Raw genomic sequence first — 22,618 nt, forward strand, 5'->3', positions numbered from 1 at the left:
CCCAATGCGCCTGTTCCGCATTTTGAGCCTGTTGTTGGTGGTCGTGGCACCTACGGCGTTTGCCGACAGCCCGTACCAGGTGGAAATGATCCTGGTGCGCCAGAACGCCGAGCCGGTGATCAACAGCCGCGCCGCGCCGGAAAACTGGGATGCCGGGGCCGTGCGCCTGGGCGACAAGCTGAGCCCTCCGCGCCTGAGCAACATCGTCGAAAAGCTGCGCGCCGATAACAGCTACACCGTGTTGGCGCACAAGGCCTGGGAACAGAACCTGGGTGAGCAGCCGGTCAACATCGCGATCACCGACGGCCAGGAGCAGTTTGGCCAGTTTCCCATCGAGGGTGTTTTGAGCCTGCAACTGGGTCGCTTCACGGACATCGACGCGGACTTTTGGATCAACACCTTCGACAGTAATGGCAGCGTGATCGCCAGCGAACACCTCGCCCAGAAGGACGTGCGCACCAAGAACAACCAGCTCAACTACCTGGACGGCGGCCACTTGGCGCTGTTGATCAAGATCACCTCGTTGACCGCCAAGCCACCCAGCGCACCACCGCCCGATATCCAGGACTGATCCAGCGCCATGCCCCTGACGTCGTCGCTGACCAAACCCCTGGCCCCTTCATGGGCCAATCGCTTCAAAGAGCAAAGCCTGGAGCGCGGGCGCCGTTATGCCCTGGAGAACCGGGTGCGCATCGTCGAATGCGGCGACAGCACCATCGTCGCCAGTTGCGAAGGCTCGGGCGGCAACGTTTATCGGCAGACCATCTCACTGCGCGAGTCGGCCAAGGGCACGTTGATTTTGGTGGACAGCCGCTGTACCTGCCCAGTGCACACCAACTGCAAACACATCGCGGCGGTGCTGCTCAAAGTCCAGGAAACCCTCGCCTACCCGGCCGCTGCACAGGATGCCGAGCTGCTGGAAAAACTCCAGGCCGTACTGGAAAACCGCGTGGCGTTGCCGCAGGTGGTCATGGAGGATGTAGTGCCCGTGCCGCGCTTGTGGCTGGCCAGTGTCGAGTTCAGTGCCTTTGAACCGCGCAACGGCAAGATGCAGCGCTACATCCAGCACCGTGCGGCGCTGTCGTTCAACTACTTGGGCAACTATGTCAGCGGGCAGAAAAACGCCGACATCATCGTGCGCCAGGACACCCAGAGCCTGCGGATCAAGCGGCATCCGGAGCTGGAACAGCCGTACCGCGAACAACTGCGGCTGCTCGGCTTCAAGATCGCCACACGCCAGAGCAAAGCCTTGCCGGAAAGCGCTGGCGAGCTGTTCGAGATGGTCAATGACAGCGCCTGGCTCAACTTCACCCTCAACGCATCACCCACCTTACGGGCCGAGGGCTGGGAGCTGCAGATCGATGAGGACTTCGGCTTCGACCTGAGCACCGTCGATGACTGGTACGCCACCGTCGATGACGGGCCGGAGCGCGATTGGTTCGACTTGGAGCTGGGCATTATCGTCAACGGCGAGCGGCTGAGCCTGCTGCCGATCCTGCTGAACCTGATGCGCTCCCACACCGAGATCCTCAACCCGGAAAAACTCGCACGCCGTCGCGATGAAGAACTGATCCTGGTAAACATTCCCGGCCTGCCCAACGGCGGCCATGGCCCGCTGCAAGTGGCGCTGCCTTACGGCCGGCTGAAACCGGTACTGGCAACCCTCGGCGAGTTCTACTTGCAGGAAGCCGGCACCACCACGCTGCGCCTGGCCAAGGCCGATGCGATTCGCTTGAACCCGCTCGAAGACCTGCCGCTGCAATGGGAAGGTGGCGAGAAGATCCGCAACTTCGCCCAGCGCTTGCGGGATATCAAGGATTTCACCTGCGTAGCGCCGGAAGGGTTGAACGCGACGTTGCGCCCTTACCAGCTGGAAGGCTTGAGCTGGATGCAGTCACTGCGCCAGCTCGATGTTGGCGGGATACTTGCGGATGACATGGGCCTGGGTAAAACCCTGCAAACCTTGGCGCATATTCTCACTGAAAAAATCGCCGGGCGCCTGGATCGGCCCTGCATGGTGGTGATGCCCACCAGCTTGATTCCTAATTGGCTCGATGAGGCGGCGCACTTCACCCCTCAGCTCAAAGTGCTGGCGCTGTATGGCGCAACGCGCAAGAAACACTTTACCCACCTACAGGACTACGACCTGCTGTTGACCACCTACGCGCTGTTGCCCAAGGACATCGAACAGCTCGCGGCGCTGCCCCTGCATGTGCTGATCCTGGATGAAGCGCAGTACATCAAGAACCCTTCCAGCAAAGCGGCCCAGGCGGCGCGCGAGTTGAATGCGCGGCAACGCTTGTGCCTCAGCGGCACGCCACTGGAAAACCACTTGGGTGAGCTGTGGTCGTTGTTTCATTTCCTCCTGCCGGGCTGGCTGGGCGACGTGAAAAGCTTCAACCGCGATTACCGCGTGCCCATCGAAAAGCGCGCCAGCGATGTACGATTGCAGCACCTCAACGGCCGGATAAAACCCTTCCTGCTGCGCCGCACCAAGGAGCAGGTGGCCACGGAGTTGCCGCCCAAGACCGAGATCATCCACTGGGTCGACCTCAATGAGGCCCAGCGCGACGTGTACGAAACCATGCGCCTGGCCATGGACAAGAAGGTGCGTGACGAGATCACCCGCAAGGGTGTGGCACGCAGCCAAATCATCATTCTTGAGGCGCTGCTGAAGCTGCGCCAGGTGTGCTGCGACCTGCGCCTGGTCAACGACGCCACCCTGCCCGCCCGTGGCAGCAGCTCGGGCAAGCTCGACAGTTTGATGACGATGCTCGAGGAGCTGTTTGAAGAAGGCCGGCGGATCCTGCTGTTTTCCCAGTTCACCTCGATGCTGAGCCTGATCGAAGTCGAGCTTAAAAAGCGCGGCGTTGCCTACGCCTTGTTGACCGGCCAGACCCGCGATCGGCGCACGCCGGTGAAGGACTTCCAGAGCGGCAAGCTGCAGATTTTTCTGATCAGCCTGAAGGCCGGCGGTGTAGGCCTGAACCTGACGGAAGCCGACACGGTGATCCACTACGACCCATGGTGGAACCCGGCCACGGAAAACCAGGCCACCGACCGTGCGTATCGCATCGGGCAGGAGAAGCCGGTGTTCGTGTACAAGATGATTGCCCGAGGCACGGTGGAGGAAAAAATCCAACACCTGCAAAAAGAAAAGTCCGACTTGGCAGCGGGTGTGCTGGATGGGCGTACTACCGGAGACTGGCAGCTGGGCAACGAGGATATTGAAGCGCTGTTCGCGCCGTTGCCCCACAAACAGGAAAAGCGCTGACTGTCAGATCGCTATCGCAGGCAAGCCAGCTCCCACAGGTGACCGCGTTTCTTCAAGATAACTGCGGTCGAATGTGGGAGCTGGCTTGCCTGCGATGGGCGCACCGCGGTTTTCAGCCGATCAACTGCGCTTCACGCAGCGCGGTAACTGCCGCCAACCAACGCGGATCCTGCTTGTAGTCCGTCGACGCAATCGCCTGTCCGCGCATGCGTGCGATTCGGGCCGATGGTTTGACCTTCATGCGCTGGGCGGCGGTCAACGCCAACTCGGCAGCCGCGCGATCATTGCACACCAGGCCCATGTCGCAACCCGCCGTCAGCGCCGCTTCGATACGGCTGGCGGCGTCGCCCACCACATGGGCACCGGCCATGGACAGGTCATCACTGAAAATCACCCCATCGAACTGCAACTCGCCGCGCAGGATGTCCTGCAACCAGCGGCGCGAGAAACCTGCAGGTTGGTTATCAACCTGCGGGTAGATGACGTGAGCGGGCATCACCGCCGCCAGTTGCTTGCTCAAGCGTGCGAAAGGCACCAAGTCATTGGCGCGAATCTGCTCCAGGCTGCGTTCGTCATTGGGAATCGCGACGTGGGAATCGGCCTCCGCCCAACCATGGCCCGGGAAGTGTTTACCGGTCGCGGCCATGCCCGCGCTGTTCATCCCACGGATAAAGGCACCGGCGAGCACGGCAGCGCGCTCGGGGTCGCCCTCGAAGGATCGGGTGCCGACCACGGCGCTGCGTTGATAGTCCAGATCGAGGACGGGGGCGAAACTCAGGTCCAGGCCCACGGCCAGCACTTCAGTCGCCATGATCCAGCCGCATTGCTCGGCCAGGTATTCAGCATTGGGGTTGTCCGCCAGCGCACGCATAGCCGGCAGGCGTACAAAGCCCTGGCGCAGGCGCTGTACGCGACCGCCTTCCTGGTCAACCGCCAGCAACAGGTCCGGACGCACGGCACGAATCGCCGCGCTCAACTCCCGCACCTGGCGTGGATGCTCGATATTGCGCGCAAAAATGATCAGGCCGCCCACTTCAGGCTGGCGCAACAGGTGGCGATCCTCGGCCGTCAGCCAGGTACCGGCAACGTCGACCATCAAAGAACCTTGCAGGGCAGCAGTCATAAACCTTCCTTATAGAACGCACACAACCCGTTGCTCTCACCAGGCACAGTGAGAACAACGGGTTGCGAGTAAATAGCTGAATTAGACATGGGCCGCTAGCTTAGCGGATGCAAGCGGCTGCGCACACCCGGGCGGGTCAAACCTTGGCGGGGGCCGGCGCGGATTTGCTGCGTGGGCGCAGCTGGGCGGCGGCCATGTCCGGGTCGCTCACGCCGGTTTCGGCGCGCATGCCGGCGGCAAGGAACGGCACCATCAGGCGCATGACCTGCTCGATAGAGGTATTCACACCGAAATCGGTTTCGGCAATGGCCCGCAACGCCTTGATCCCGGACATGCTGAACGCGGCAGCACCCAACATGAAGTGCACACGCCAGAACAGCTCGATCGGCGGAATACGCGGGGCGGCCTCGTTGACCAGCAACATGTAGCGGCGGAAAACCTTGCCGTACATGTCTTCCAAGTAACGCCGCAGGTGGCCCTGGCTTTGACTGAACGCCAAGCCCAACAGGCGCATGAAGATCGACAGGTCGTTGCCGCTGCGGGGCTGAACCACCAGGGCTTGTTCAACGAGGATTTCCAACAGCTCTTCCAAGGTGGGCTTGTGCTCAGCCTTTGCCTGGCGACGCTCGAGTTCACGGTCAAGACTGGCGCAGAACGGCCCCAGGAAGCGCGAGAACACGGCTTGGATAAGCGCTTTTTTCGAGCCGAAATGGTAATTCACTGCCGCGAGGTTGACGCCAGCCTTGCTGGTAATCAGCCGCAATGAAGTTTCAGCGAATCCTTTTTCCGCGAACAATTGCTCGGCAGCATCGAGAATGCGTTCAACGGTTTCCGACTGGGCCATGGCTACTCCGCCTGACAAACACTTGTTTGAAACATACGTTTCAGGTTATGTCTTGTCAAGCCTGCGGGTTCGCTTTCCGGCCGGGCAGTCATGTATTTCATCGCTATTTAATCACATCCTTGGCGGTCTGTAGGCAGCGCTATCCCTGCCTTGTAGGACGTGTCCCCGATGACCGTCCAGCGGAGTGGCCAAAAAGGATGATTGCCAAGCGCAGTTCACTGTATATAATCCCAGTCACTGTATAAAAAGACAGAGCGATCAACATGCTAAAACTGACGCCACGCCAAGCTGAGATTCTCGCTTTTATCAAGCGCTGCCTCGATGACAACGGCTACCCGCCGACACGAGCGGAAATTGCGCTGGAACTGGGGTTCAAGTCCCCCAACGCCGCCGAAGAACACCTCAAGGCCCTCGCGCGCAAAGGCGCCATCGAGATGACCCCCGGTGCCTCGCGCGGCATTCGCATCCCTGGCTTCGAAGCCAAGGCCGACGAATCGACCCTGCCGATCATCGGCCGTGTCGCTGCCGGTGCGCCGATCCTGGCGCAGCAGCACGTCGAGGAATCCTGCAACATCAACCCGACCTTCTTCCATCCTCGCGCCGACTACCTGTTGCGGGTCCATGGCATGAGCATGAAGGACGTGGGCATCTTCGACGGTGACCTGCTGGCCGTCCACACTACACGCGAAGCCCGTAATGGCCAGATCGTCGTCGCCCGTATCGGCGACGAAGTCACCGTCAAACGCTTCAAGCGCGAAGGCAGCAAGGTCTGGCTGTTGGCCGAGAACCCTGAGTTCGCCCCGATTGAAGTGAACCTGAAAGATCAGGACCTGGTGATCGAAGGCTTGAGCGTCGGCGTCATTCGCCGCTAAAGGAGGCATCATGCAGCTCGTGCACACCCCACAACACACACAACTGTCGCTGTTCGAGGCCTTCATGGCCCAACCCCTTGCGCCCATCCTCAAGGAAACGATCGAGGCGCCCTGGAGCGCCGAGCCTGAGGCGTTCAGTGAATTGTCGTTGCGCGGTGCAGCTGGGAGCTGCCTGAGCCTGTTGGCGCCGATCCTTCGCGAATTGAGCGAAGAGCAGGACGCCCGCTGGCTGACGCTGATCGCCCCGCCCGCCAGCCTGACCCAGGCCTGGCTGCGGGACGCCGGCCTCAACCGCGAACGCATCCTGCTGCTGCAACCGCGCGGCGCGCAAAGCGCCCAGCAGTTGACCTGCGAAGCCTTGCGCCTGGGCCGTAGCCACACCGTGGTGAGCTGGCTGAACCCTCTGAATGCTGCGGCCAAGCAACAGCTGATCAGCGCCGCACGCACGGGCGATGCTCAGAGCTTGAATATTCGATTGGGATAAAAGTACGGACTTTGCGTGTGGTGTGCAGGCTTACTGTGGTTTGCAGGCTTGTTATGGTGACCGGGCTTACTGTGGTTTGCAGGCTTCTTATGGTGACCGGGCTTGTTGTGGTGAGCGGGCTTGTTGTGGTGAGCGGGCTTGCCCCGCGCTGGGCTGCGAAGCGGCCCCAAAACCAAGCACCGTGGAATATCTGATGTACCGCATTGAATCTATTTAGGGCCGCTTCGCAGCCCAGCGCGGGGCAAGCCCGCTCACCACAACAGCCCAGCCCACAACAGCGCAGCTCACAACCACAAGCCCACTCACCACAACAGCCCCGCTGACCAAAACTTGCACGCTCGTCGCAGACCTCAGTGAAGAACGCGTGGCCCGTCTTCTTTCTCCGGCTCGCCTTCTGCAAGGCGACCTGCCATCTGCACACCCACGCTCAGCATGGCTTTTGCCACTTCCACGTGCTGGCCCTGCAGGAACACTTTGGCGTCCTCGGAAAAATCCAGAATAACCAGAGAACCTTCGTCCTCAGCCCGGCGCAGCTCGATTCGGCCGTCGGGCAACTCAACAATTTCCAGAAAGGACGTCGGCATAAAAGTCTGTTCTCCACGAAAGGCCGGGATTATATCAGTCATCTGCCCGGCTTCGTTGAGGTTCTGAAGAGGTTTCTTTACGGCTTGATGAACGGCGCCATATGAATCCGACCAACGTTCAGCACTCGTTTAAACCTTCACGAAAGCGCAACGCCATCTTTTTCAGCTCCTGACGCCAGCCTTCCAACTCTTCGCGACTCAGAGGCTTGGGCTCTTCCTCTTCCAACGCAACCGCCACGATCAGGGGCTGGGTCACATCGCCCTTGGGCACATGGGGAACACGGGGCGGCTGAAACATATCCGCATGGGCCTTAAGCAGGCGCGCGACCCAGCTGTCAGGGCTCTGGGCCATTTCCACCAACTCGGCCAGCTCAGGGATCGCCATGCTTTCCAGCACTTCACGATTCATGATCATTTCCGCACGGGGCGAACCGGCCTGGGGCAAGCGGTAGAACCCGGCGATCTCATGACACAAGCCCAGTAACGCACCATACAGGTGGAACAACGCGGCTTCACGCCCAGCCTGAACCAGCGCAATCGCGTTCATCTCCTTCCCTTCCTCGGCACGGCCAAGGGCTTCCAGGGACAAACCCGCGAAGTAAATTTTCTGGTTGGTACGGGTATAGAGTTCGTTGGCCATGACGGCAATCTCCACAACGAATAAGCGTGATGCTGGCTGAACAGTGTCACGGATCAGCCGAACCTACTGCAAGTGCAATAAACCGCTGCTTATGCGGGTCAAAACTCGACGCTCAGAACCAAAAAGATCCAATGTGGGAGGGGCGGCGATGATTCGACTTGCCCCTTCCTACATTGGATCTTCAGCGCATCCGACGGATCAAGCGCCCTGACGCTTGTCCTCGACCTTCCACTTACCACCGTCGTAGAACGCTTTCCAGCCGGTAGGCTTGCCGTCCACTTCGGACTGCACGTATTGCTCCTTGGTCTTGCGGCTGTAGCGGATCACGGCCGGACGACCGTCGGGATCCTTCTTCGGCGCTTCACACAGGAAGTGGTACTTCGGATCGATCTCATCCTTGTGCGGCACGATCTCCAGCACCAACGGTGCACGGGTCTCGCGGTTTTTCGGGAACTGGCTGGCCGCCAGGAACAGGCCGGAAGCGCCGTCACGCAGGATGTAGGTGTCGTTGACCTTCTCGCACTTGAGTTCGGGCATCTTCACCGGGTCCATCTTAGGCGGCGCCGCGTCACCGCTTTTCAGCAGTTTGCGGGTGTTCTTGCACGTCGGGTTGGTGCAACCGAAGAACTTGCCGAAACGACCGGTCTTGAGCTGCATCTCGCTGCCGCACTTGTCGCATTCCAGGCTCGGACCTTCATAGCCCTTGATGCGGTAGGTGCCTTCTTCGATCTCGTAGCCGTTGCAATCCGGGTTGTTACCGCAGATGTGCAGCTTGTGCTTCTCGTCCAGCAGGTAGGCGTCCATCGCCGTGCTGCAGATCGGGCAACGGTGCTTGCCACGCAGTACCAGCGACTCGGATTCACCCTCATCGTCAGCCGCGATTTCATCGCCCGGCACCAGGTTGACGGTGGCCTTGCAGCGCTCTTTCGGCGGCAGGCTGTAGCCCGAGCAACCGAGGAAAACGCCGGTGGACGCCGTACGAATCTGCATCGGGCGGCCGCAGGTCAGGCACGGGATGTCGGTCATCACCGGCTGGTTGGCACGCATGCCGCTCTCAGGGCTTTCGGCCACTTCGAGCTTCTTCTTGAAGTCGCCGTAGAACTCGTCCAGCACGTTTTTCCAATCGCGCTCGCCCTGGGCGACGTCATCGAGGTTCTCTTCCATACCGGCGGTAAAGCCGTAGTCCATCAGGTTGGAGAAGCTCTCGGACAGGCGCTCGGTGACGATGTCGCCCATCTTTTCCGAATAGAAACGACGGTTGTGCAACGCCACGTAGCCGCGATCCTGGATGGTGGAGATGATCGCCGCGTAGGTCGAAGGACGACCGATACCGCGTTTTTCCATCTCTTTTACCAGGCTGGCTTCCGAGTAACGCGCCGGTGGCTTGGTGAAGTGCTGGGACGGGTCGAGCTTGATCAGCTTCAACGTATCGCCCTGGGCCATGTCCGGCAGCACATCATCATCGCCTGGCTTGGCGATTTGCGGCATCACGCGGGTGTAACCGTCGAACTTGAGGATACGGCCCTTGGCACGCAGCTCGAAGTCCCCAGCCCCCACACTGACCGTGGTGGACAGGTATTGCGCCGGCAGCATCTGGCAGGCCAGGAACTGGCGCCAGATCAGCTCGTAGAGGCGCTCGGCGTCGCGCTCCATGCCACTGAGCTTGCTTGGCTCGGTGTTGGCGTCCGAAGGACGAATCGCTTCGTGAGCCTCCTGTGCGCCTTCCTTGCTGCTGTAGACGTTCGGCTTCTCCGGCAGGTATTTCTTGCCGAACTCGCTTTCAATGTAAGTACGCGCCATCGCGACCGCGTCCACCGAAAGGTTGGTGGAGTCGGTACGCATATAGGTGATGTAGCCGGCTTCGTACAGACGCTGGGCCATCATCATGGTTTTCTTCACCCCGAAGCCCAGGCGGTTACTCGCGGCCTGTTGCAGGGTGGAGGTGATGAACGGTGCCGATGGCTTGCTGCTGGTGGGTTTGTCTTCACGCTTGACGATGCTGTAGCTGGACGCCTTGAGCTTTTCCAGCGCAGCCATGGCCTGGGCTTCGTTCAGCGGCTTGAAGGCCTCACCTTTCTCGCGGGCCACTTCAAAGCGCACATTGGCACCCTTGGCGGTGCCGAGGTCGGCGTGGACTTCCCAATACTCTTCGGGGTTGAACGCACGGATCTCGCGCTCACGCTCCACCACCAGCTTTACCGCGACCGATTGCACACGGCCGGCGGACAGGCCACGGGCGATCTTGGCCCACAACAGTGGCGAGACCATGTAACCCACGACGCGGTCGAGGAAACGACGCGCTTGCTGGGCGTTGACACGGTCGATGTCCAGTTCGCCCGGCTTGGAGAAGGCTTCCTGGATGGCTTTCTTGGTGATTTCGTTGAACACCACACGCTTGTAGCGGCTGTCGTCGCCGCCAATGGCTTCCCGCAGGTGCCAGGCAATGGCTTCCCCTTCGCGGTCCAAGTCCGTTGCGAGATAGATGGTGTCGGCATCTTTGGCGAGCCGGCGCAGCTCTTCGATGACCTTTTCCTTGCCCGGAAGGATTTCGTACTTGGCCTTCCAGCCATGATCCGGGTCCACACCCATGCGTGAGACCAGCTGCTTGCGCGCTTTCTCTTTAGGCGTGAGTACCGGACCTTCGCCCGCGGCGGCCTTGCCGCGCTTGGCGGCAGGCTCCTTGCTGGCGCTAGCCGAACCGCTGGTGGGCAGGTCTCGGATATGGCCGATACTCGACTTCACCACGTACTCGTTGCCCAAGTACTTGTTGATGGTCTTGGCCTTAGCCGGGGATTCCACAATGACCAGCGATTTGCCCATGGATCGGAAAATTCCTGAATTCGAGAAGTGAAAGGCAGTTGGCGCCTGACGCGGCAACGCTATATATAGTGGCAACAAGGTGAGGTCAAGCGCAGTATTCTGCGCGGCCTGCCGTTATTGCCCTGAAAAAAGACTGGGTTCGGCCTGCACCAAAGCAAAGCGTGGGACCTGTTCGCCGTCAACTTCGACGGTCTCCAGGAACATGCTCAATGGGCGCACCCAAAAGCCGTAATCGCCATACAGTGCTTGGTAGAACACCACTTCTTCTTCGGTCTCGGAGTGCCGCGCCACACTGAAAACGCGGTACTGCGGACCTTTATAATGCTGGTAGAGCCCTGGTTCGACTTTCATGCTCTGGCCCTCTTACAAAATTTGTTAAAAAAAAAATACAAAACCGCCAAAAAACAAAAACCGGGGCACTGGGCCCCGGCTTCCGTCAACCCAACGCTTAGATGCGTTCGAAGACGGTGGAAATGCCTTGGCCGAGACCAATGCACATGGTGGCTACCCCGAGGTTGCCGCCATTTTGCTTCATCACGTTAAGCAAAGTGCCGGAGATACGCGCACCGGAGCAACCAAATGGGTGGCCCAGGGCAATTGCGCCGCCGTGCAGGTTAACCTTCTCATTCATCTTGTCGAGCACTTTCAAATCTTTCAGCACGGGCAGGGCCTGTGCGGCGAAAGCTTCATTGAGCTCGAAGAAGTCGATATCCGAGATGGTCAGGCCCGCGCGCTTCAAGGCTTTTTGTGTGGCCGGTACTGGACCATAGCCCATGATCGCCGGGTCCACACCCGCCACTGCCATCGAACGGATCACGGCCAGCGGCTGGATACCCAGGTCCTGGGCACGCTGCGCCGACATCACGATCATGCACGAGGCACCGTCGGTGATTTGCGACGAAGTACCGGCGGTCACGGTGCCGCCCTTTGGATTGAACGCCGGCTTCAGAGCCGCCAGGCTTTCCAGGGTGGTATCCGGACGAATGGTTTCGTCGTAATCGAACAGTTTGAGGAAACCGTTCTCGTCATAACCGTTCATCGGGATGATTTCATCCTTGAACTTGCCTTCCACGGTCGCCTTGTGGGCGAGCTGGTGCGAACGCAGGCCAAACGCATCCTGGGCTTCACGGGTAATGCCGTGCATTTTGCCGAGCATTTCCGCGGTCAGGCCCATCATGCCCGAGGCTTTTGCCGCGTACAGCGACATGTGCGGATTAGGATCGACGCCGTGCATCATGCTGACGTGGCCCATGTGCTCCACACCGCCGACCACGAACACATCACCGTTGCCGGTCATGATTGCCTGGGCGGCAGTGTGCAGCGCGCTCATCGACGAACCGCACAGGCGGCTCACGGTCTGGCCGGCGGCGGTGTGCGGGATCTGAGTCATCAGCGACGCCATGCGCGCGATGTTCCAGCCCTGCTCCAGGGTCTGGTTGACGCAGCCCCAGATCACGTCTTCGACTTCGTTCGGGTCGACCTTGACGTTGCGCTCCAGCAACTTGCTGATCAGGTGTGCCGACATGTCTTCGGCACGGGTGTTGCGGTGCATGCCGCCCTTGGAGCGGCCCATCGGTGTGCGACCGAAGTCGACAATCACCACGTCTCTTGGATTCAAGCTCATAAATATTCTCGCTCTAGTCGTCTGGGCGCTTAACCGAAGAAGCTCTGGCCATTCTTGGCCATTTCACGCAGCTTCGCGGTCGGGTGGTACAGCGGGCCCAAATCAGCGTATTTGTCAGCCAGGGCAACGAACTCAGCCACACCGATCGAATCGATGTAACGCAGCGCACCACCACGGAATGGAGGGAAACCAATACCGTACACCAGGCCCATATCGGCTTCGGCGGCGGTCTCGACGATGCCGTCTTCCAGGCAACGCACGGTTTCCAGGCACAGGGCGATCATCATCCAGTTGATGATGTCTTCGTCGGACACCTCACGCTGTTCGTAGATGACCGGAGCCAGCACTTCGTGCACCGACGGATCGGCCACTTTCTTCTGCTTGCCCTTCTTGTCGGCCTCGTAGGCGTAGAAACCCTTGCCGTTCTTCTGGCCCAGGCGCTTGGCCTCGTACAGCGCGTCGATCGCCGAACGGCGGTCGTCTTTCATGCGGTCCGGGAAGCCTTCAGCCATCACGTCGCGGCCGTGGTGGCCGGTGTCGATGCCGACCACGTCCATCAGGTACGCCGGGCCCATCGGCCAGCCGAATTTTTCCATGACCTTGTCGATGCGCACGAAGTCCACACCGGCGCTGACCAGCTTGGCGAAGCCGCCGAAGTACGGGAACAGCACGCGGTTGACCAGGAAGCCCGGGCAGTCATTGACCACGATCGGGTTCTTGCCCATTTTCTTGGCGTAGGCAACGGTGGTGGCCACTGCCAGCTCGCTGGACTTCTCGCCACGGATCACTTCGACCAGCGGCATCATGTGCACCGGGTTGAAGAAGTGCATGCCGACGAAGTTTTCCGGACGCTTGAGGGCCTTGGCCAGCAGCGAGATGGAAATGGTCGAGGTGTTGGAGGCCAGGATAGTGTCGTCTTTGACCTGGGCTTCGACTTCGGCCAGCACGGCCTGCTTGACCTTCGGGTTCTCGACTACGGCTTCGACCACCAGGTCGACATGCCCGAAATCACCGTAGGACAGCGTAGGACGAATGCCGTTAAGCACTTCAGCCATCTTCGCTGCGGTCATGCGACCTTTATCCACACGACCCACCAGCAGCTTGGCGGCTTCTGCCAGGCCTTGCTCGATACCGTGCTCGTTGATGTCTTTCATCAGGATCGGCGTGCCCTTGGACGCCGACTGATAGGCGATACCGCCGCCCATGATACCGGCGCCGAGTACGGCAGCCTGTTTCACGTCGCGGGCGATCTCGTCGTAGGCCTTGGCCTTTTTCTTCAGCTCCTGATCGTTCAGGAACAGGCCGATCAGGCTCTGGGCCGCCGAGGTTTTCGCCAGTTTGACGAAACCTGCCGCTTCCACTTCCAGGGCTTTGTCGCGACCGAAGTTCGCGGCTTTCTGGATGGTCTTGATCGCTTCAACCGGCGCCGGGTAGTTCGGCCCGGCCTGGCCAGCCACGAAACCCTTGGCGGTTTCGAACGACATCATTTGTTCGATGGCGTTGAGCTTGAGTTTTTCCATCTTCGGCTGACGCTTGGCCTTGTAGTCAAATTCGCCGCTGATGGCGCCTTTGATCAGGTTCAGTGCGGCTTCGGCGAGTTTGTCCGGGGCAACCACAGCATCGACGGCACCGACTTTCAGCGCGTCTTCGGCACGGTTTTCCTTGCCGGCGGCGATCCACTCGATGGCGTTGTCGGCACCGATCAGGCGCGGCAGGCGCACGGTGCCGCCAAACCCTGGGTAGATGCCCAACTTGACTTCAGGCAGGCCGATCTTGGCCGTGGCCGACATGACGCGGAAGTCTGCCGCCAGGCACATTTCCAGGCCGCCGCCCAACGCGATGCCGTTGATCGCGGCGACGGTCGGTACGTTGAGGTCTTCGAAATCGCTGAAAATCTTGTTGGCTTCGAGGTTGCCAGCCACCAGCTCGGCATCGGGCAGCTTGAAGTTGTCGACGAATTCGGTGATGTCAGCGCCGACGATGAACACGTCCTTGCCGCTGGAGACGATCACGCCTTTGATCGATGCATCAGCCTTGATGGTGTCTACGGCCTGACGCAGTTCGTTCAGGGTTAGACGGTTGAACTTGTTGACGGACTCACCCTTGAGGTCGAATTTCAGTTCGACGATGCCACTTTCAAGAGCCTTAACCGTGATGGCTTTACCTTCGTAAATCATCAACTGATCTCCACGATATGGAAGCTGAACAGTACACATTGGACGCTGGCCTCTGGTTGGACACTGACAGTTGCGTCAATGCTCATGCCAATCCGCCAGGCACACCCGCCAATGCGATAGTCGGGATTCTGTATGAGTCGTCTGACAGACAAACGCTCAATTCATACGCCCGTTTGATTTGGGTACGCCACCTTCATCCAATTCCGGGCAATTGTCAATCGCTCGAAAGGCTAGGAAAAACGCGACTTTCCAGTCATTTCAGAACCCCAACGGCAAGGACTCGCTCCGTCAATATTCAAATATTCACGAAATCAATAACAGAAAATATGAGTAAAAAGGCTGTACAGAACGGGATCTGCCGCTAGGCTAGCGACAACCGTAACGCGCCTGGATGAACATCCGACGCGGGAACCCTCGATTTACCGGCCTGCCTGGCCAACTCCAGCCCGATGATGATGTCGGGCTTTTTATTGCGTGGCCGTTAAGCGAGCGCTTTGAGCAACGCATCGATATCTTTCAACACACTGGCCTCGCCCTTCTCGCCCCAATACAAGGCGATCATTTGCTTGTCAGCCTCGACTTTGTAGACGTTGGCCGGCAGCGTTGCAAAATGCGGCAACAACTTCTCATCGACGCACACTTCGCGCCACTGATTGACCCACACCCCCGGCTCCAACTGCCAGTAACTCCAGATCGCCGGGGTGCTGCCACGCCGTGGCCGGCAGTACTGCGCGCACGGGCTCGGCGGCTCCTGCTTGAGCCAGTGCGGCCACTCCTGAGGGGCCAGCTGCATGGCCAGGCCGATGCGGCGCGCTTCCATGCGCAGGGCCATGCGCCCGCTCTGATGGCGCGACGGGCGCAGCCATGCCAGAGGGCTCAGAACCACCACAAGGATTGACACCACTATCCAGACCGTCATATGTGTACTCCCGAATTTCTAGATGAGCGGATTTGACCTGACGCAACCCGATCCGCTTGAAAGCAGCCATACTGAACTTATTGCAGTCCCCTGGAGGAACGCCTCATGCCCTACCAACATATTCTGGTCGCTGTCGATCTGACCGAAGAGTGCGATCCAGTGATCAAGCGCGCGCAGGAATCTGCAATCGCCAATGGCGCCAAACTGTCGCTGGTGCATATCGTCGAGCCCATGGCCATGGCCTTTGGTGGCGACGTGCCGATGGACCTTTCCCAGTTGCAGCAACAACAATTCGACCAGGCCAAAGAGCGCCTCGACCGTTTGATTCTGAAATACCCGCACTTGAAAAAGGACGACTGCCACCTGACATACGGCCAACCGCGCCAGGAAATCCACCACTTGGCCAAGGAAAAGGCTTGCGACCTGATCGTGGTCGGCAGCCATGGCCGTCACGGCTTGGCGCTGCTACTGGGCTCTACCGCCAATGATGTATTGCACGGTGCGCCGTGCGATGTGCTGGCGGTGAAGCTGGTCAAATCCTCGTAAGCTCCTTGAAGATCAAATGTGGGTGGGGGCTTGCTCCCGATAGCGGTGTTTCAGTCACCCGCTGCATCAGCTGACAAACTGCTAGCGGGAGCAAGCCCCCTCCCACATTTTGGACTGCATTTCATATGAAAAACCCGGTGCTCATGCCAATGAACACCGGGTTTTTTAATGCACTGCAATCAATCAGGCATCCAGCTCGGCCCAACGCTCAACCAACACTTCCAGCTCGTGGTTCAACGTCTCCAGGGAGGCAATCACCTTGGCAGTTTCGGCCGCCGGGCGCAGGTAGAAACCTGCGTCAGCCATTTCCGCTTCGACCGCAGCGATCTGCTGTTCCTTGGCGTCGATATCGCCCGGCAAGGCCTCCAGCTCACGCTGCAGCTTGTAGCTGAGTTTCTTCTTGGCCGCTGGTGCAGCTTCCTGGGCCGGCGCAGCAGCTTCCACGGGGGCAACCACAGCGGAGGTCAGGTCGGCCTTGCCGGACTTGCTCTCAGTCACGCCCAGCAAACGCGGCGAGCCGCCCTGGCGCAGCCAGTCCTGATAGCCACCGACGTATTCACGCACCTTGCCTTCACCTTCGAAGACCAGGGTGCTGGTGACCACGTTGTCGAGGAATGCCCGGTCGTGACTGACCATCAGCACGGTGCCGTTGAAGGTCAGCAGCACTTCTTCCAACAGTTCGAGGGTTTCCACATCGAGGTCGTTGGTCGGTTCGTCGAGTACCAGCAGGTTGGCCGGCTTGCTGAACAGCTTGGCCAGCAGCAGGCGCGCACGCTCACCACCGGACAAGGCTTTAACCGGCGTACGCGCACGTTGAGGGCTGAACAGGAAGTCGCCCAGGTAGCTGAGCACGTGGCGGCTCTGGCCGTCGATGTCGATAAAGTCGCGGCCTTCGGCGACGTTGTCGATCACGGTTTTCTCCAGGTCCAACTGGTGGCGCAGCTGGTCGAAGTAAGCCACGTCGATGCGCGTGCCCTCTTCCACGGTGCCGCTGGTCGGCTGCAGACCATTGAGCATCAGCTTGAGCAAGGTGGTCTTGCCGGTACCGTTGGCGCCGAGCAGACCGATACGGTCGCCGCGCGCTAGGACCATCGAGAAGTCCTTGATCAGGAACGGGCCGCCCGGGTGCGCGAAGCTCACGTTCTCGAGGACCATCACCTGCTTGCCCGACTTGTCGGCGGTGTCCAGCTGGATGTTGGCCTTGCCGGTGCGCTCACGACGCTCGCTGCGCTCAACGCGCAGGGCTTTCAGTGCACGTACACGGCCTTCGTTACGGGTGCGGCGCGCCTTGATGCCTTGGCGGATCCAGACTTCTTCCTGAGCCAGTTTCTTGTCGAACAACGCGTTGGCGGTCTCTTCAGCGGACAGCGCGGCCTCTTTATGCACCAGGAAGCTGGCGTAGTCGCCGTTCCAGTCGATCAGGCCGCCGCGGTCCAGTTCGAGGATGCGCGTGGCCAAGCTCTGCAGGAAGGCACGGTCGTGCGTGATAAACAGCACGGCGCCCTGGAAATCCTTGATGGCTTCTTCCAGCCAGGCGATGGCGCCGATGTCCAGGTGGTTGGTGGGTTCGTCGAGCAACAGCAGGTCGGGCTCGGAGACCAGGGCCTGAGCCAGCAGCACACGACGACGCCAGCCGCCGGACAATTCGGCGAGGGTCTTGTCGGCCGGCAGTTGCAGGCGGCTCAAGGTGCTGTCGACCAGTTGCTGCAGGCGCCAGCCGTCACGGGCTTCGAGGTCTTGCTGGACGTGCATCAGCTTGTCCAGGTCTTCTTCGGTGACACAGTTCTGCGCCAGGTGATGGTATTGCGCGAGCAACTCGCCCACGCCATCCAGGCCTTCGGCAACCACGTCGAACACAGTCCGTCCGTCGGCCACCGGCAATTCTTGCGGCAATTCGCCAATCTTGAGGCCCGGAGCGCGCCATACGGAGCCTTCATCGGGCTTCTGGTCGCCCTTGACCAGCTTCATCATGCTGGACTTGCCGGTGCCATTGCGGCCGATGATGCACACCCGCTCACCACGGGCGATCTGCCAGGACACCTTGTCCAACAACGGCATAGCGCCGAAAGCAAGGGACACATCGCTGAATTTGAGCAGGGTCATACGCTTCTCCAAAAACTGGGCGCGCATTCTACCTGAGTTGACGGTGGGATGCGGCCGGCATTTTCGCTGCCGACACGTTCTGTAGGACATTTCCAACGAACTTGAACGAACCGCCCGGCAAAGCTTTCAACGGCTGCGGGCAAAAGGCTAAGCTAGGGGCAATCAGTGTCGGCGGTGCCGGTGCTAGTCGTGATTTCTCTGCACGGACGTCTCATGCGCAGTCGCCTTTTCAACTTTTTATCTTGTCTGCTTCTTTCCGCCACCGCCGTTCAATCCGCCCAGGCCGTGGACCTCACCACCCAACGTCAATATTACGATGAAGCCAAACGGGCCCTGGCCAAGGGCGATACCGGACCGTACATGCAATACAGCCAGGCCCTGGCCGACTACCCGCTGACGCCGTACCTGGCCTACGACGAACTGACCGCCCGCCTGAAAACCGCGAGCAACCAGGAAATCGAGCAGTTCCTTGCCAAAAACGGCGACCTGCCCCAGGCCAACTGGATGAAACTGCGCTGGTTGCGCTGGCTGGCCGAACGCGGCGACTGGCAGACCTTTGAAAAGTACTACGACGCCAAACTCAATTTCGTCGAACTGGACTGCCTGCACGGCCAGTTCCAGCTCACGCACAATCTGAAAGCCGAAGGCTACAAGACCGCTGAAAAACTCTGGATGACCGGCAAGTCCCAACCGGCGGCCTGCGATGTCACCTTCGGCCAATGGGCGGCTGACGGCCAACTCACCGAACAGAAAATCTGGGATCGCGCCAAACTCGCCGCCGAAGCGCGCAACTACGCGCTGGCCAACAGCCTGGTGAAAACCCTGCCCACCCTCGGCGCCCAAGGTCGCTTGATGGTCGACGTGGCGCAAAAGCCCGACATGCTCAGCGACCCGTCACGTTTCCTGCCGGCGACCGAGGCCATGTCCGACGCCGTGGGCCTGGGCTTGCGCCGCCTGGCACGCCAGGATCCGGACAAGGCCATGGCCCTGCTCGATGGCTACGCCAGCAGCATGCACTTCTCGCGTGACGAAAAAGTGTCGATCGCCCGTGAAATCGGCCTGACCCTGGCCAAGCGCTACGACCCGCGCGCCCTCGAGGTGATGACCAAGTACGACCCCGAGTTGCGCGATAACACCGTCTCGGAATGGCGCCTGCGCCTGCTGTTGCGCCTGGCGCGCTGGGAAGATGCCTACCAGCTGACCCGCAAGCTCCCACAAGACCTGGCCACCACCAACCGCTGGCGCTACTGGCAAGCCCGCAGCCTCGAACTGGCCGAGCCTAACAACCCGCAAGCGCTGGTCCTGTACAAGCACCTGGCGCAAGAACGCGACTTCTATGGTTTCCTCGCGGCGGATCGCTCAAAGGCGCCGTACCAACTGAAGAACAAGCCCTTGCTGATGAGCCAGGCGCTGGTCAACAAAGTACGCAACACCCCCGGCGTACGCCGTGCGCTGGAGTTCTACGCGCGTGGCCAGATCGTGGATGGCCGCCGTGAGTGGTACCACGTCAGCCGTCACTTCAACCGCGACGAGATGGTCGCCCAGGCCAAGCTGGCCTACGACATGAAGTGGTACTTCCCCGCCATCCGCACGATCAGCCAGGCGCAGTACTGGGACGACTTGGACATCCGCTTCCCGATGGCCCACCGCGACACCCTGGTGCGGGAAGCCAAGGTGCGCGGCCTGCACTCCAGCTGGATATTCGCGATCACCCGCCAGGAAAGCGCCTTCATGGACGACGCCCGCTCCGGCGTCGGCGCCAGCGGCCTGATGCAACTGATGCCCGGCACCGCCAAGGAAACCGCGCGCAAGTTCAGTATCCCCCTGGCCTCCCCGGCCCAAGTGCTGGACCCGGACAAAAACATCCAGCTCGGCGCCGCCTACCTGAGCCAGGTGCACAGCCAGTTCAACGGCAACCGCGTGCTCGCCTCCGCCGCCTACAACGCCGGCCCCGGCCGTGTGCGCCAGTGGCTGCGCGGCGCCGATCACCTGAGTTTCGACGTATGGGTGGAAAGCATCCCGTTCGACGAAACCCGCCAGTATGTGCAGAACGTGCTGTCTTATTCGGTGATCTACGGGCAGAAGCTCAACTCCCCCCAGCCGTTGGTGGATTGGCATGAGCGGTATTTTGATGATCAGTAAGGCCTAGGCAGAGGCTGCCACACTGCTGGCGATTCCTGCCGGATGTCGAGCGGGCTTGTAAAACGGGGGTGACCCTGGATTTTTGTGGTGAGCGGGCTTGCCCCGCGCTGGAGGGCGGAGCACTCCCAATCCAGTGGCCGCAGTGTAGGGGTGAGTGTAGGGTGTAGGGGTGACTGATACACCGCATCGTCCGTGTTAGGGCTGCTACGCAGCCCAGCGCGGGGCAAGCCCGCTCACTATATCAAACGCCTAGTCCTCGCTTTCCGCACCCTCAGCACCATCACTGAACTGCAACGCCGCCAACCGCGCATACAGCGGATTGCTCGCAATCAACTGCTGATGCGTACCCACCGCCACCAGCTTGCCCTGGTCCATCACCGCAATGCGGTCAGCGTTCTTCACCGTGGCCAATCGATGGGCGATCACCAGCGTGGTGCGACCCTGCATCAATTGCGGCAGTGCTTGCTGGATCAGGTGTTCACTCTGGGCATCGAGGGCGCTGGTGGCTTCGTCGAGCAGCAGTATCGGCGCGTCCACCAGCAGCGCACGGGCGATGGCCAGGCGCTGACGTTGGCCGCCGGAGAGGCCCATGCCGCCGTCGCCGAGGTGGGTCTGGTAGCCGTCGGGCATTTGCAGGATGAAGTCATGAGCATGGGCAATGCGCGCGGCGGCTTCGACCTGTTCGGTGGTGGCCGTCGGGTTGCCGTAGCGGATGTTCTCTTCGACGCTGCCGAAAAACAGCGCCGGGCTCTGGGAGACCAAGGCGAAGTGGCGGCGCAGGTCCATGGGGTCGAGTTCGGTCAGCGGGTGGCCTTCGAGCAGGATGCGGCCTTGCTGGGGGTCGTAGAAGCGCAGCAGCAGGTCGAAAATGGTCGATTTACCGGCACCGGATGGGCCTACCAGCGCCAGGGTTTCCCCGGGGTTGATGGTCAAATTCAAGCCGTCGATGGCGTAGCTGTCGGGACGTGAAGGGTAGGAAAAGCGCAGGTCTTGCAGTTCCATGCGGCCGCTGACCCGCTCCGGCAGTTGGACGGTGCCGTCGGCGGGCGCCTGGATGTCATTGTTCGACTGCAATAACTCGCCAATGCGCTCGGCGGCACCGGCAGCGCGTTGCAGTTCGCCGAGCACTTCACTCAGGGTGCCGACCGCGCTGCCGACGATCAGGCTGTAGAACACAAACGCCGCCAGCTCACCGCCGGAAATCCGCCCGCTGATGACGTCCATGCCACCCACCCACAGCATCACCCCCACGGCGCCCAGCACCAGCATGATCACCAGGGTAATCAACCAGGCACGCTGGGTGATGCGTTTGCGCGCGGTGGTAAAGGCGTCTTCCACCGTCACGGCGAAGCGCTGTTCGTCCTGCACCTGGTGGTTGTACGCCTGCACGGTCTTGATCTGACCGAGGGTCTCGGACACATAGCTGCCCACATCAGCGATGCGGTCCTGGCTTTGTCGCGACAGGCTGCGCACGCGCCGGCCGAAAATCAGGATCGGCGCCAGCACCAGCGGCAGCGCCACCACCACGATACTGGTGAGCTTGGGGTTGGTGACAAACAGCAGCACGATGCCACCGATGACCATCAACGCATTGCGCAGGAACAGCGACAGCGAGGAGCCGATCACCGATTGCAGCAAGGTGGTGTCGGTGGTCAGCCGCGACTGGATTTCCGAACTGCGGTTGTTCTCGTAGAAGCCCGGGTGCAGGTAAATAAGATGGTTGAACACTTGCCGACGGATATCGGCCACCACCCGTTCGCCGATCCACGACACCAGGTAAAACCGTGCAAACGTGCCCACCGCCAAGCCCAGCACCAGCATCATGAACAGGCCGATGGACTGGTTGAGCAGGTGCGGCGACTGGGTCATGAAACCCTGGTCCACCAGCAGGCGGATGCCCTGCCCCATGGACAAAGTAATGCCGGCGGTAACGATGAGCGCCAACAGGGCGCCGAGTGCGTGCCAGCGGTAAGGCGCAATGAAGCGGCTGGCCAGGCGGATCGCACGGCGTTGACGGACTGAGAACATGGAGGGCATCACCTGCGCAGGGGAGATAAGTATCTACACCCCAACATTGGGGGAACTTGGGCAAATAGCAATGAGTCAGGTTAATTATGCCCGCCAACGCTGATCCCTAGAGGCTATTGGTCTAACCCCTGGCTGGAAATTTGTATCGGTTTCTGGTGGACTGGGTGTTCGAACCGGTGATCCCGCAGGGAGTTGTAACAGCGTGGTCACGCGGGGGTCTTAAAGTGGGTACACAACCTGATGAGGAGACAGGCCATGACCTTGCAAAATAGCAGCGATGCCAAGATTGAAGTGATCCGCCAGCCGCAGCAGCTGCCTTGCTCGTACATCGACGCTCAGGGCCGTGAAGTGCAGATCACCGAAGAGATGATCCAGCAAGCCTGCAGCGAACTGGAAGAAAAATTGGTCAAGCCTGCCCAGCAAGGCTGAAACGCCACG

18 protein-coding genes are annotated in these 22,618 nt (G+C 60.4%); 7 read left to right on the top strand and 11 right to left on the bottom strand.

Features of this window, described 5'->3' with window-relative positions; translation table 11 throughout:
• Positions 1-4: 4 nt before the first annotated feature.
• Complete coding sequence (locus tag BM403_RS26785; protein ID WP_046035149.1) at positions 5-571, top strand: CsiV family protein; 567 nt, start codon at positions 5-7, stop codon at positions 569-571.
• A 9-nt stretch (positions 572-580) separates the two neighbouring features.
• Positions 581-3,274 (top strand): DEAD/DEAH box helicase, encoded by a 2,694-nt coding sequence (locus tag BM403_RS26790; protein WP_012722852.1) that lies wholly within the window; start codon positions 581-583, stop codon positions 3,272-3,274.
• Between the two features lie 112 nt (positions 3,275-3,386).
• Here the strand turns inward: BM403_RS26790 and nagZ are convergent, their stop codons facing one another.
• Both nagZ and BM403_RS26800 read right to left on the bottom strand, forming a co-directional pair.
• Complete coding sequence (gene nagZ, locus BM403_RS26795; protein ID WP_093545991.1) at positions 3,387-4,397, bottom strand: beta-N-acetylhexosaminidase; 1,011 nt, start codon at positions 4,395-4,397, stop codon at positions 3,387-3,389.
• Positions 4,398-4,533: 136 nt separating this feature from the next.
• On the bottom strand, positions 4,534-5,241 hold the full coding sequence (locus tag BM403_RS26800; protein WP_012722850.1) for a TetR/AcrR family transcriptional regulator: 708 nt from the start codon (positions 5,239-5,241) through the stop codon (positions 4,534-4,536).
• A gap of 263 nt (positions 5,242-5,504) precedes the next feature.
• On the opposite strand from BM403_RS26800, the gene lexA reads away from it, so the two are divergent.
• Positions 5,505-6,113, top strand: coding sequence for a transcriptional repressor LexA (lexA, locus tag BM403_RS26805; protein WP_003172575.1), 609 nt, complete (start codon positions 5,505-5,507; stop codon positions 6,111-6,113).
• A 10-nt stretch (positions 6,114-6,123) separates the two neighbouring features.
• Positions 6,124-6,597, top strand: coding sequence for an SOS-induced cell division inhibitor SulA (sulA, locus tag BM403_RS26810; RefSeq protein ID WP_012722849.1), 474 nt, complete (start codon positions 6,124-6,126; stop codon positions 6,595-6,597).
• A gap of 350 nt (positions 6,598-6,947) precedes the next feature.
• Here sulA and BM403_RS26815 read toward each other — a convergent pair whose 3' ends face one another.
• The 7 genes from BM403_RS26815 to BM403_RS26845 form a co-directional block, all read right to left on the bottom strand.
• On the bottom strand, positions 6,948-7,181 hold the full coding sequence (locus BM403_RS26815; RefSeq protein ID WP_010212068.1) for a hypothetical protein: 234 nt from the start codon (positions 7,179-7,181) through the stop codon (positions 6,948-6,950).
• 118 nt (positions 7,182-7,299) lie between these two features.
• Positions 7,300-7,821 carry a DUF6586 family protein gene (locus BM403_RS26820; protein WP_012722847.1) on the bottom strand — a complete coding sequence of 174 codons (522 nt, stop codon included), beginning with the start codon at positions 7,819-7,821 and terminating at the stop codon, positions 7,300-7,302.
• Positions 7,822-8,019: 198 nt separating this feature from the next.
• A complete protein-coding gene (gene topA / locus BM403_RS26825; protein ID WP_012722846.1) occupies positions 8,020-10,641 on the bottom strand; it encodes a type I DNA topoisomerase in 2,622 nt (873 codons plus the stop codon).
• 114 nt (positions 10,642-10,755) lie between these two features.
• A complete protein-coding gene (locus tag BM403_RS26830) occupies positions 10,756-10,992 on the bottom strand; it encodes a DUF1653 domain-containing protein (protein WP_010212074.1) in 237 nt (78 codons plus the stop codon).
• Between the two features lie 97 nt (positions 10,993-11,089).
• On the bottom strand, positions 11,090-12,265 hold the full coding sequence (gene fadA / locus BM403_RS26835) for an acetyl-CoA C-acyltransferase FadA (protein WP_012722845.1): 1,176 nt from the start codon (positions 12,263-12,265) through the stop codon (positions 11,090-11,092).
• A gap of 29 nt (positions 12,266-12,294) precedes the next feature.
• Positions 12,295-14,442: a fatty acid oxidation complex subunit alpha FadB gene (gene fadB, locus BM403_RS26840; RefSeq protein ID WP_046035152.1), complete on the bottom strand. Its 2,148-nt coding sequence runs from the start codon at positions 14,440-14,442 to the stop codon at positions 12,295-12,297.
• A gap of 481 nt (positions 14,443-14,923) precedes the next feature.
• Complete coding sequence (locus BM403_RS26845) at positions 14,924-15,361, bottom strand: hypothetical protein (protein ID WP_046035153.1); 438 nt, start codon at positions 15,359-15,361, stop codon at positions 14,924-14,926.
• Positions 15,362-15,466: 105 nt separating this feature from the next.
• On the opposite strand from BM403_RS26845, the gene BM403_RS26850 reads away from it, so the two are divergent.
• Complete coding sequence (locus BM403_RS26850; protein ID WP_093545994.1) at positions 15,467-15,907, top strand: universal stress protein; 441 nt, start codon at positions 15,467-15,469, stop codon at positions 15,905-15,907.
• Positions 15,908-16,090: 183 nt separating this feature from the next.
• Here BM403_RS26850 and BM403_RS26855 read toward each other — a convergent pair whose 3' ends face one another.
• Positions 16,091-18,010 (bottom strand): ATP-binding cassette domain-containing protein, encoded by a 1,920-nt coding sequence (locus BM403_RS26855; protein ID WP_012722841.1) that lies wholly within the window; start codon positions 18,008-18,010, stop codon positions 16,091-16,093.
• A gap of 213 nt (positions 18,011-18,223) precedes the next feature.
• Between BM403_RS26855 and BM403_RS26860 the strand changes: the two genes are divergently transcribed.
• The gene (locus tag BM403_RS26860; RefSeq protein WP_012722840.1) at positions 18,224-20,152 is read left to right on the top strand and encodes a transglycosylase SLT domain-containing protein; all 1,929 of its coding nucleotides are present in this window, start codon (positions 18,224-18,226) and stop codon (positions 20,150-20,152) included.
• A 249-nt stretch (positions 20,153-20,401) separates the two neighbouring features.
• Here BM403_RS26860 and BM403_RS26865 read toward each other — a convergent pair whose 3' ends face one another.
• The gene (locus tag BM403_RS26865) at positions 20,402-22,189 is read right to left on the bottom strand and encodes an ABC transporter ATP-binding protein/permease (protein WP_175538112.1); all 1,788 of its coding nucleotides are present in this window, start codon (positions 22,187-22,189) and stop codon (positions 20,402-20,404) included.
• 246 nt (positions 22,190-22,435) lie between these two features.
• Here BM403_RS26865 and BM403_RS31960 point away from each other — a divergent pair, with 246 nt between their 5' ends.
• Entirely contained in the window at positions 22,436-22,609 is a 174-nt protein-coding gene (locus BM403_RS31960; RefSeq protein WP_043204960.1) for a PA1571 family protein, read from the top strand.
• The last annotated feature ends 9 nt before the right edge of the window (positions 22,610-22,618 follow it).

The sequence above is a fragment of the Pseudomonas sp. OV546 genome (assembly GCF_900116845.1).
Classification (GTDB): domain Bacteria; phylum Pseudomonadota; class Gammaproteobacteria; order Pseudomonadales; family Pseudomonadaceae; genus Aquipseudomonas; species Aquipseudomonas petroselini.

What these genes read in the sequence shown, in the direction of transcription:
- BM403_RS26785 (WP_046035149.1), top strand. Translation starts at nt 5, where the DNA reads ATGCGCCTGTTCCGCATTTTGAGCCTGTTGTTGGTGGTCGTGGCACCT.
- BM403_RS26790 (WP_012722852.1), top strand. Translation starts at nt 581, where the DNA reads ATGCCCCTGACGTCGTCGCTGACCAAACCCCTGGCCCCTTCATGGGCC.
- nagZ (WP_093545991.1), bottom strand. Translation starts at nt 4,397, where the DNA reads ATGACTGCTGCCCTGCAAGGTTCTTTGATGGTCGACGTTGCCGGTACC.
- BM403_RS26800 (WP_012722850.1), bottom strand. Translation starts at nt 5,241, where the DNA reads ATGGCCCAGTCGGAAACCGTTGAACGCATTCTCGATGCTGCCGAGCAA.
- lexA (WP_003172575.1), top strand. Translation starts at nt 5,505, where the DNA reads ATGCTAAAACTGACGCCACGCCAAGCTGAGATTCTCGCTTTTATCAAG.
- sulA (WP_012722849.1), top strand. Translation starts at nt 6,124, where the DNA reads ATGCAGCTCGTGCACACCCCACAACACACACAACTGTCGCTGTTCGAG.
- BM403_RS26815 (WP_010212068.1), bottom strand. Translation starts at nt 7,181, where the DNA reads ATGCCGACGTCCTTTCTGGAAATTGTTGAGTTGCCCGACGGCCGAATC.
- BM403_RS26820 (WP_012722847.1), bottom strand. Translation starts at nt 7,821, where the DNA reads ATGGCCAACGAACTCTATACCCGTACCAACCAGAAAATTTACTTCGCG.
- topA (WP_012722846.1), bottom strand. Translation starts at nt 10,641, where the DNA reads ATGGGCAAATCGCTGGTCATTGTGGAATCCCCGGCTAAGGCCAAGACC.
- BM403_RS26830 (WP_010212074.1), bottom strand. Translation starts at nt 10,992, where the DNA reads ATGAAAGTCGAACCAGGGCTCTACCAGCATTATAAAGGTCCGCAGTAC.
- fadA (WP_012722845.1), bottom strand. Translation starts at nt 12,265, where the DNA reads ATGAGCTTGAATCCAAGAGACGTGGTGATTGTCGACTTCGGTCGCACA.
- fadB (WP_046035152.1), bottom strand. Translation starts at nt 14,442, where the DNA reads ATGATTTACGAAGGTAAAGCCATCACGGTTAAGGCTCTTGAAAGTGGC.
- BM403_RS26845 (WP_046035153.1), bottom strand. Translation starts at nt 15,361, where the DNA reads ATGACGGTCTGGATAGTGGTGTCAATCCTTGTGGTGGTTCTGAGCCCT.
- BM403_RS26850 (WP_093545994.1), top strand. Translation starts at nt 15,467, where the DNA reads ATGCCCTACCAACATATTCTGGTCGCTGTCGATCTGACCGAAGAGTGC.
- BM403_RS26855 (WP_012722841.1), bottom strand. Translation starts at nt 18,010, where the DNA reads ATGACCCTGCTCAAATTCAGCGATGTGTCCCTTGCTTTCGGCGCTATG.
- BM403_RS26860 (WP_012722840.1), top strand. Translation starts at nt 18,224, where the DNA reads ATGCGCAGTCGCCTTTTCAACTTTTTATCTTGTCTGCTTCTTTCCGCC.
- BM403_RS26865 (WP_175538112.1), bottom strand. Translation starts at nt 22,189, where the DNA reads ATGCCCTCCATGTTCTCAGTCCGTCAACGCCGTGCGATCCGCCTGGCC.
- BM403_RS31960 (WP_043204960.1), top strand. Translation starts at nt 22,436, where the DNA reads ATGACCTTGCAAAATAGCAGCGATGCCAAGATTGAAGTGATCCGCCAG.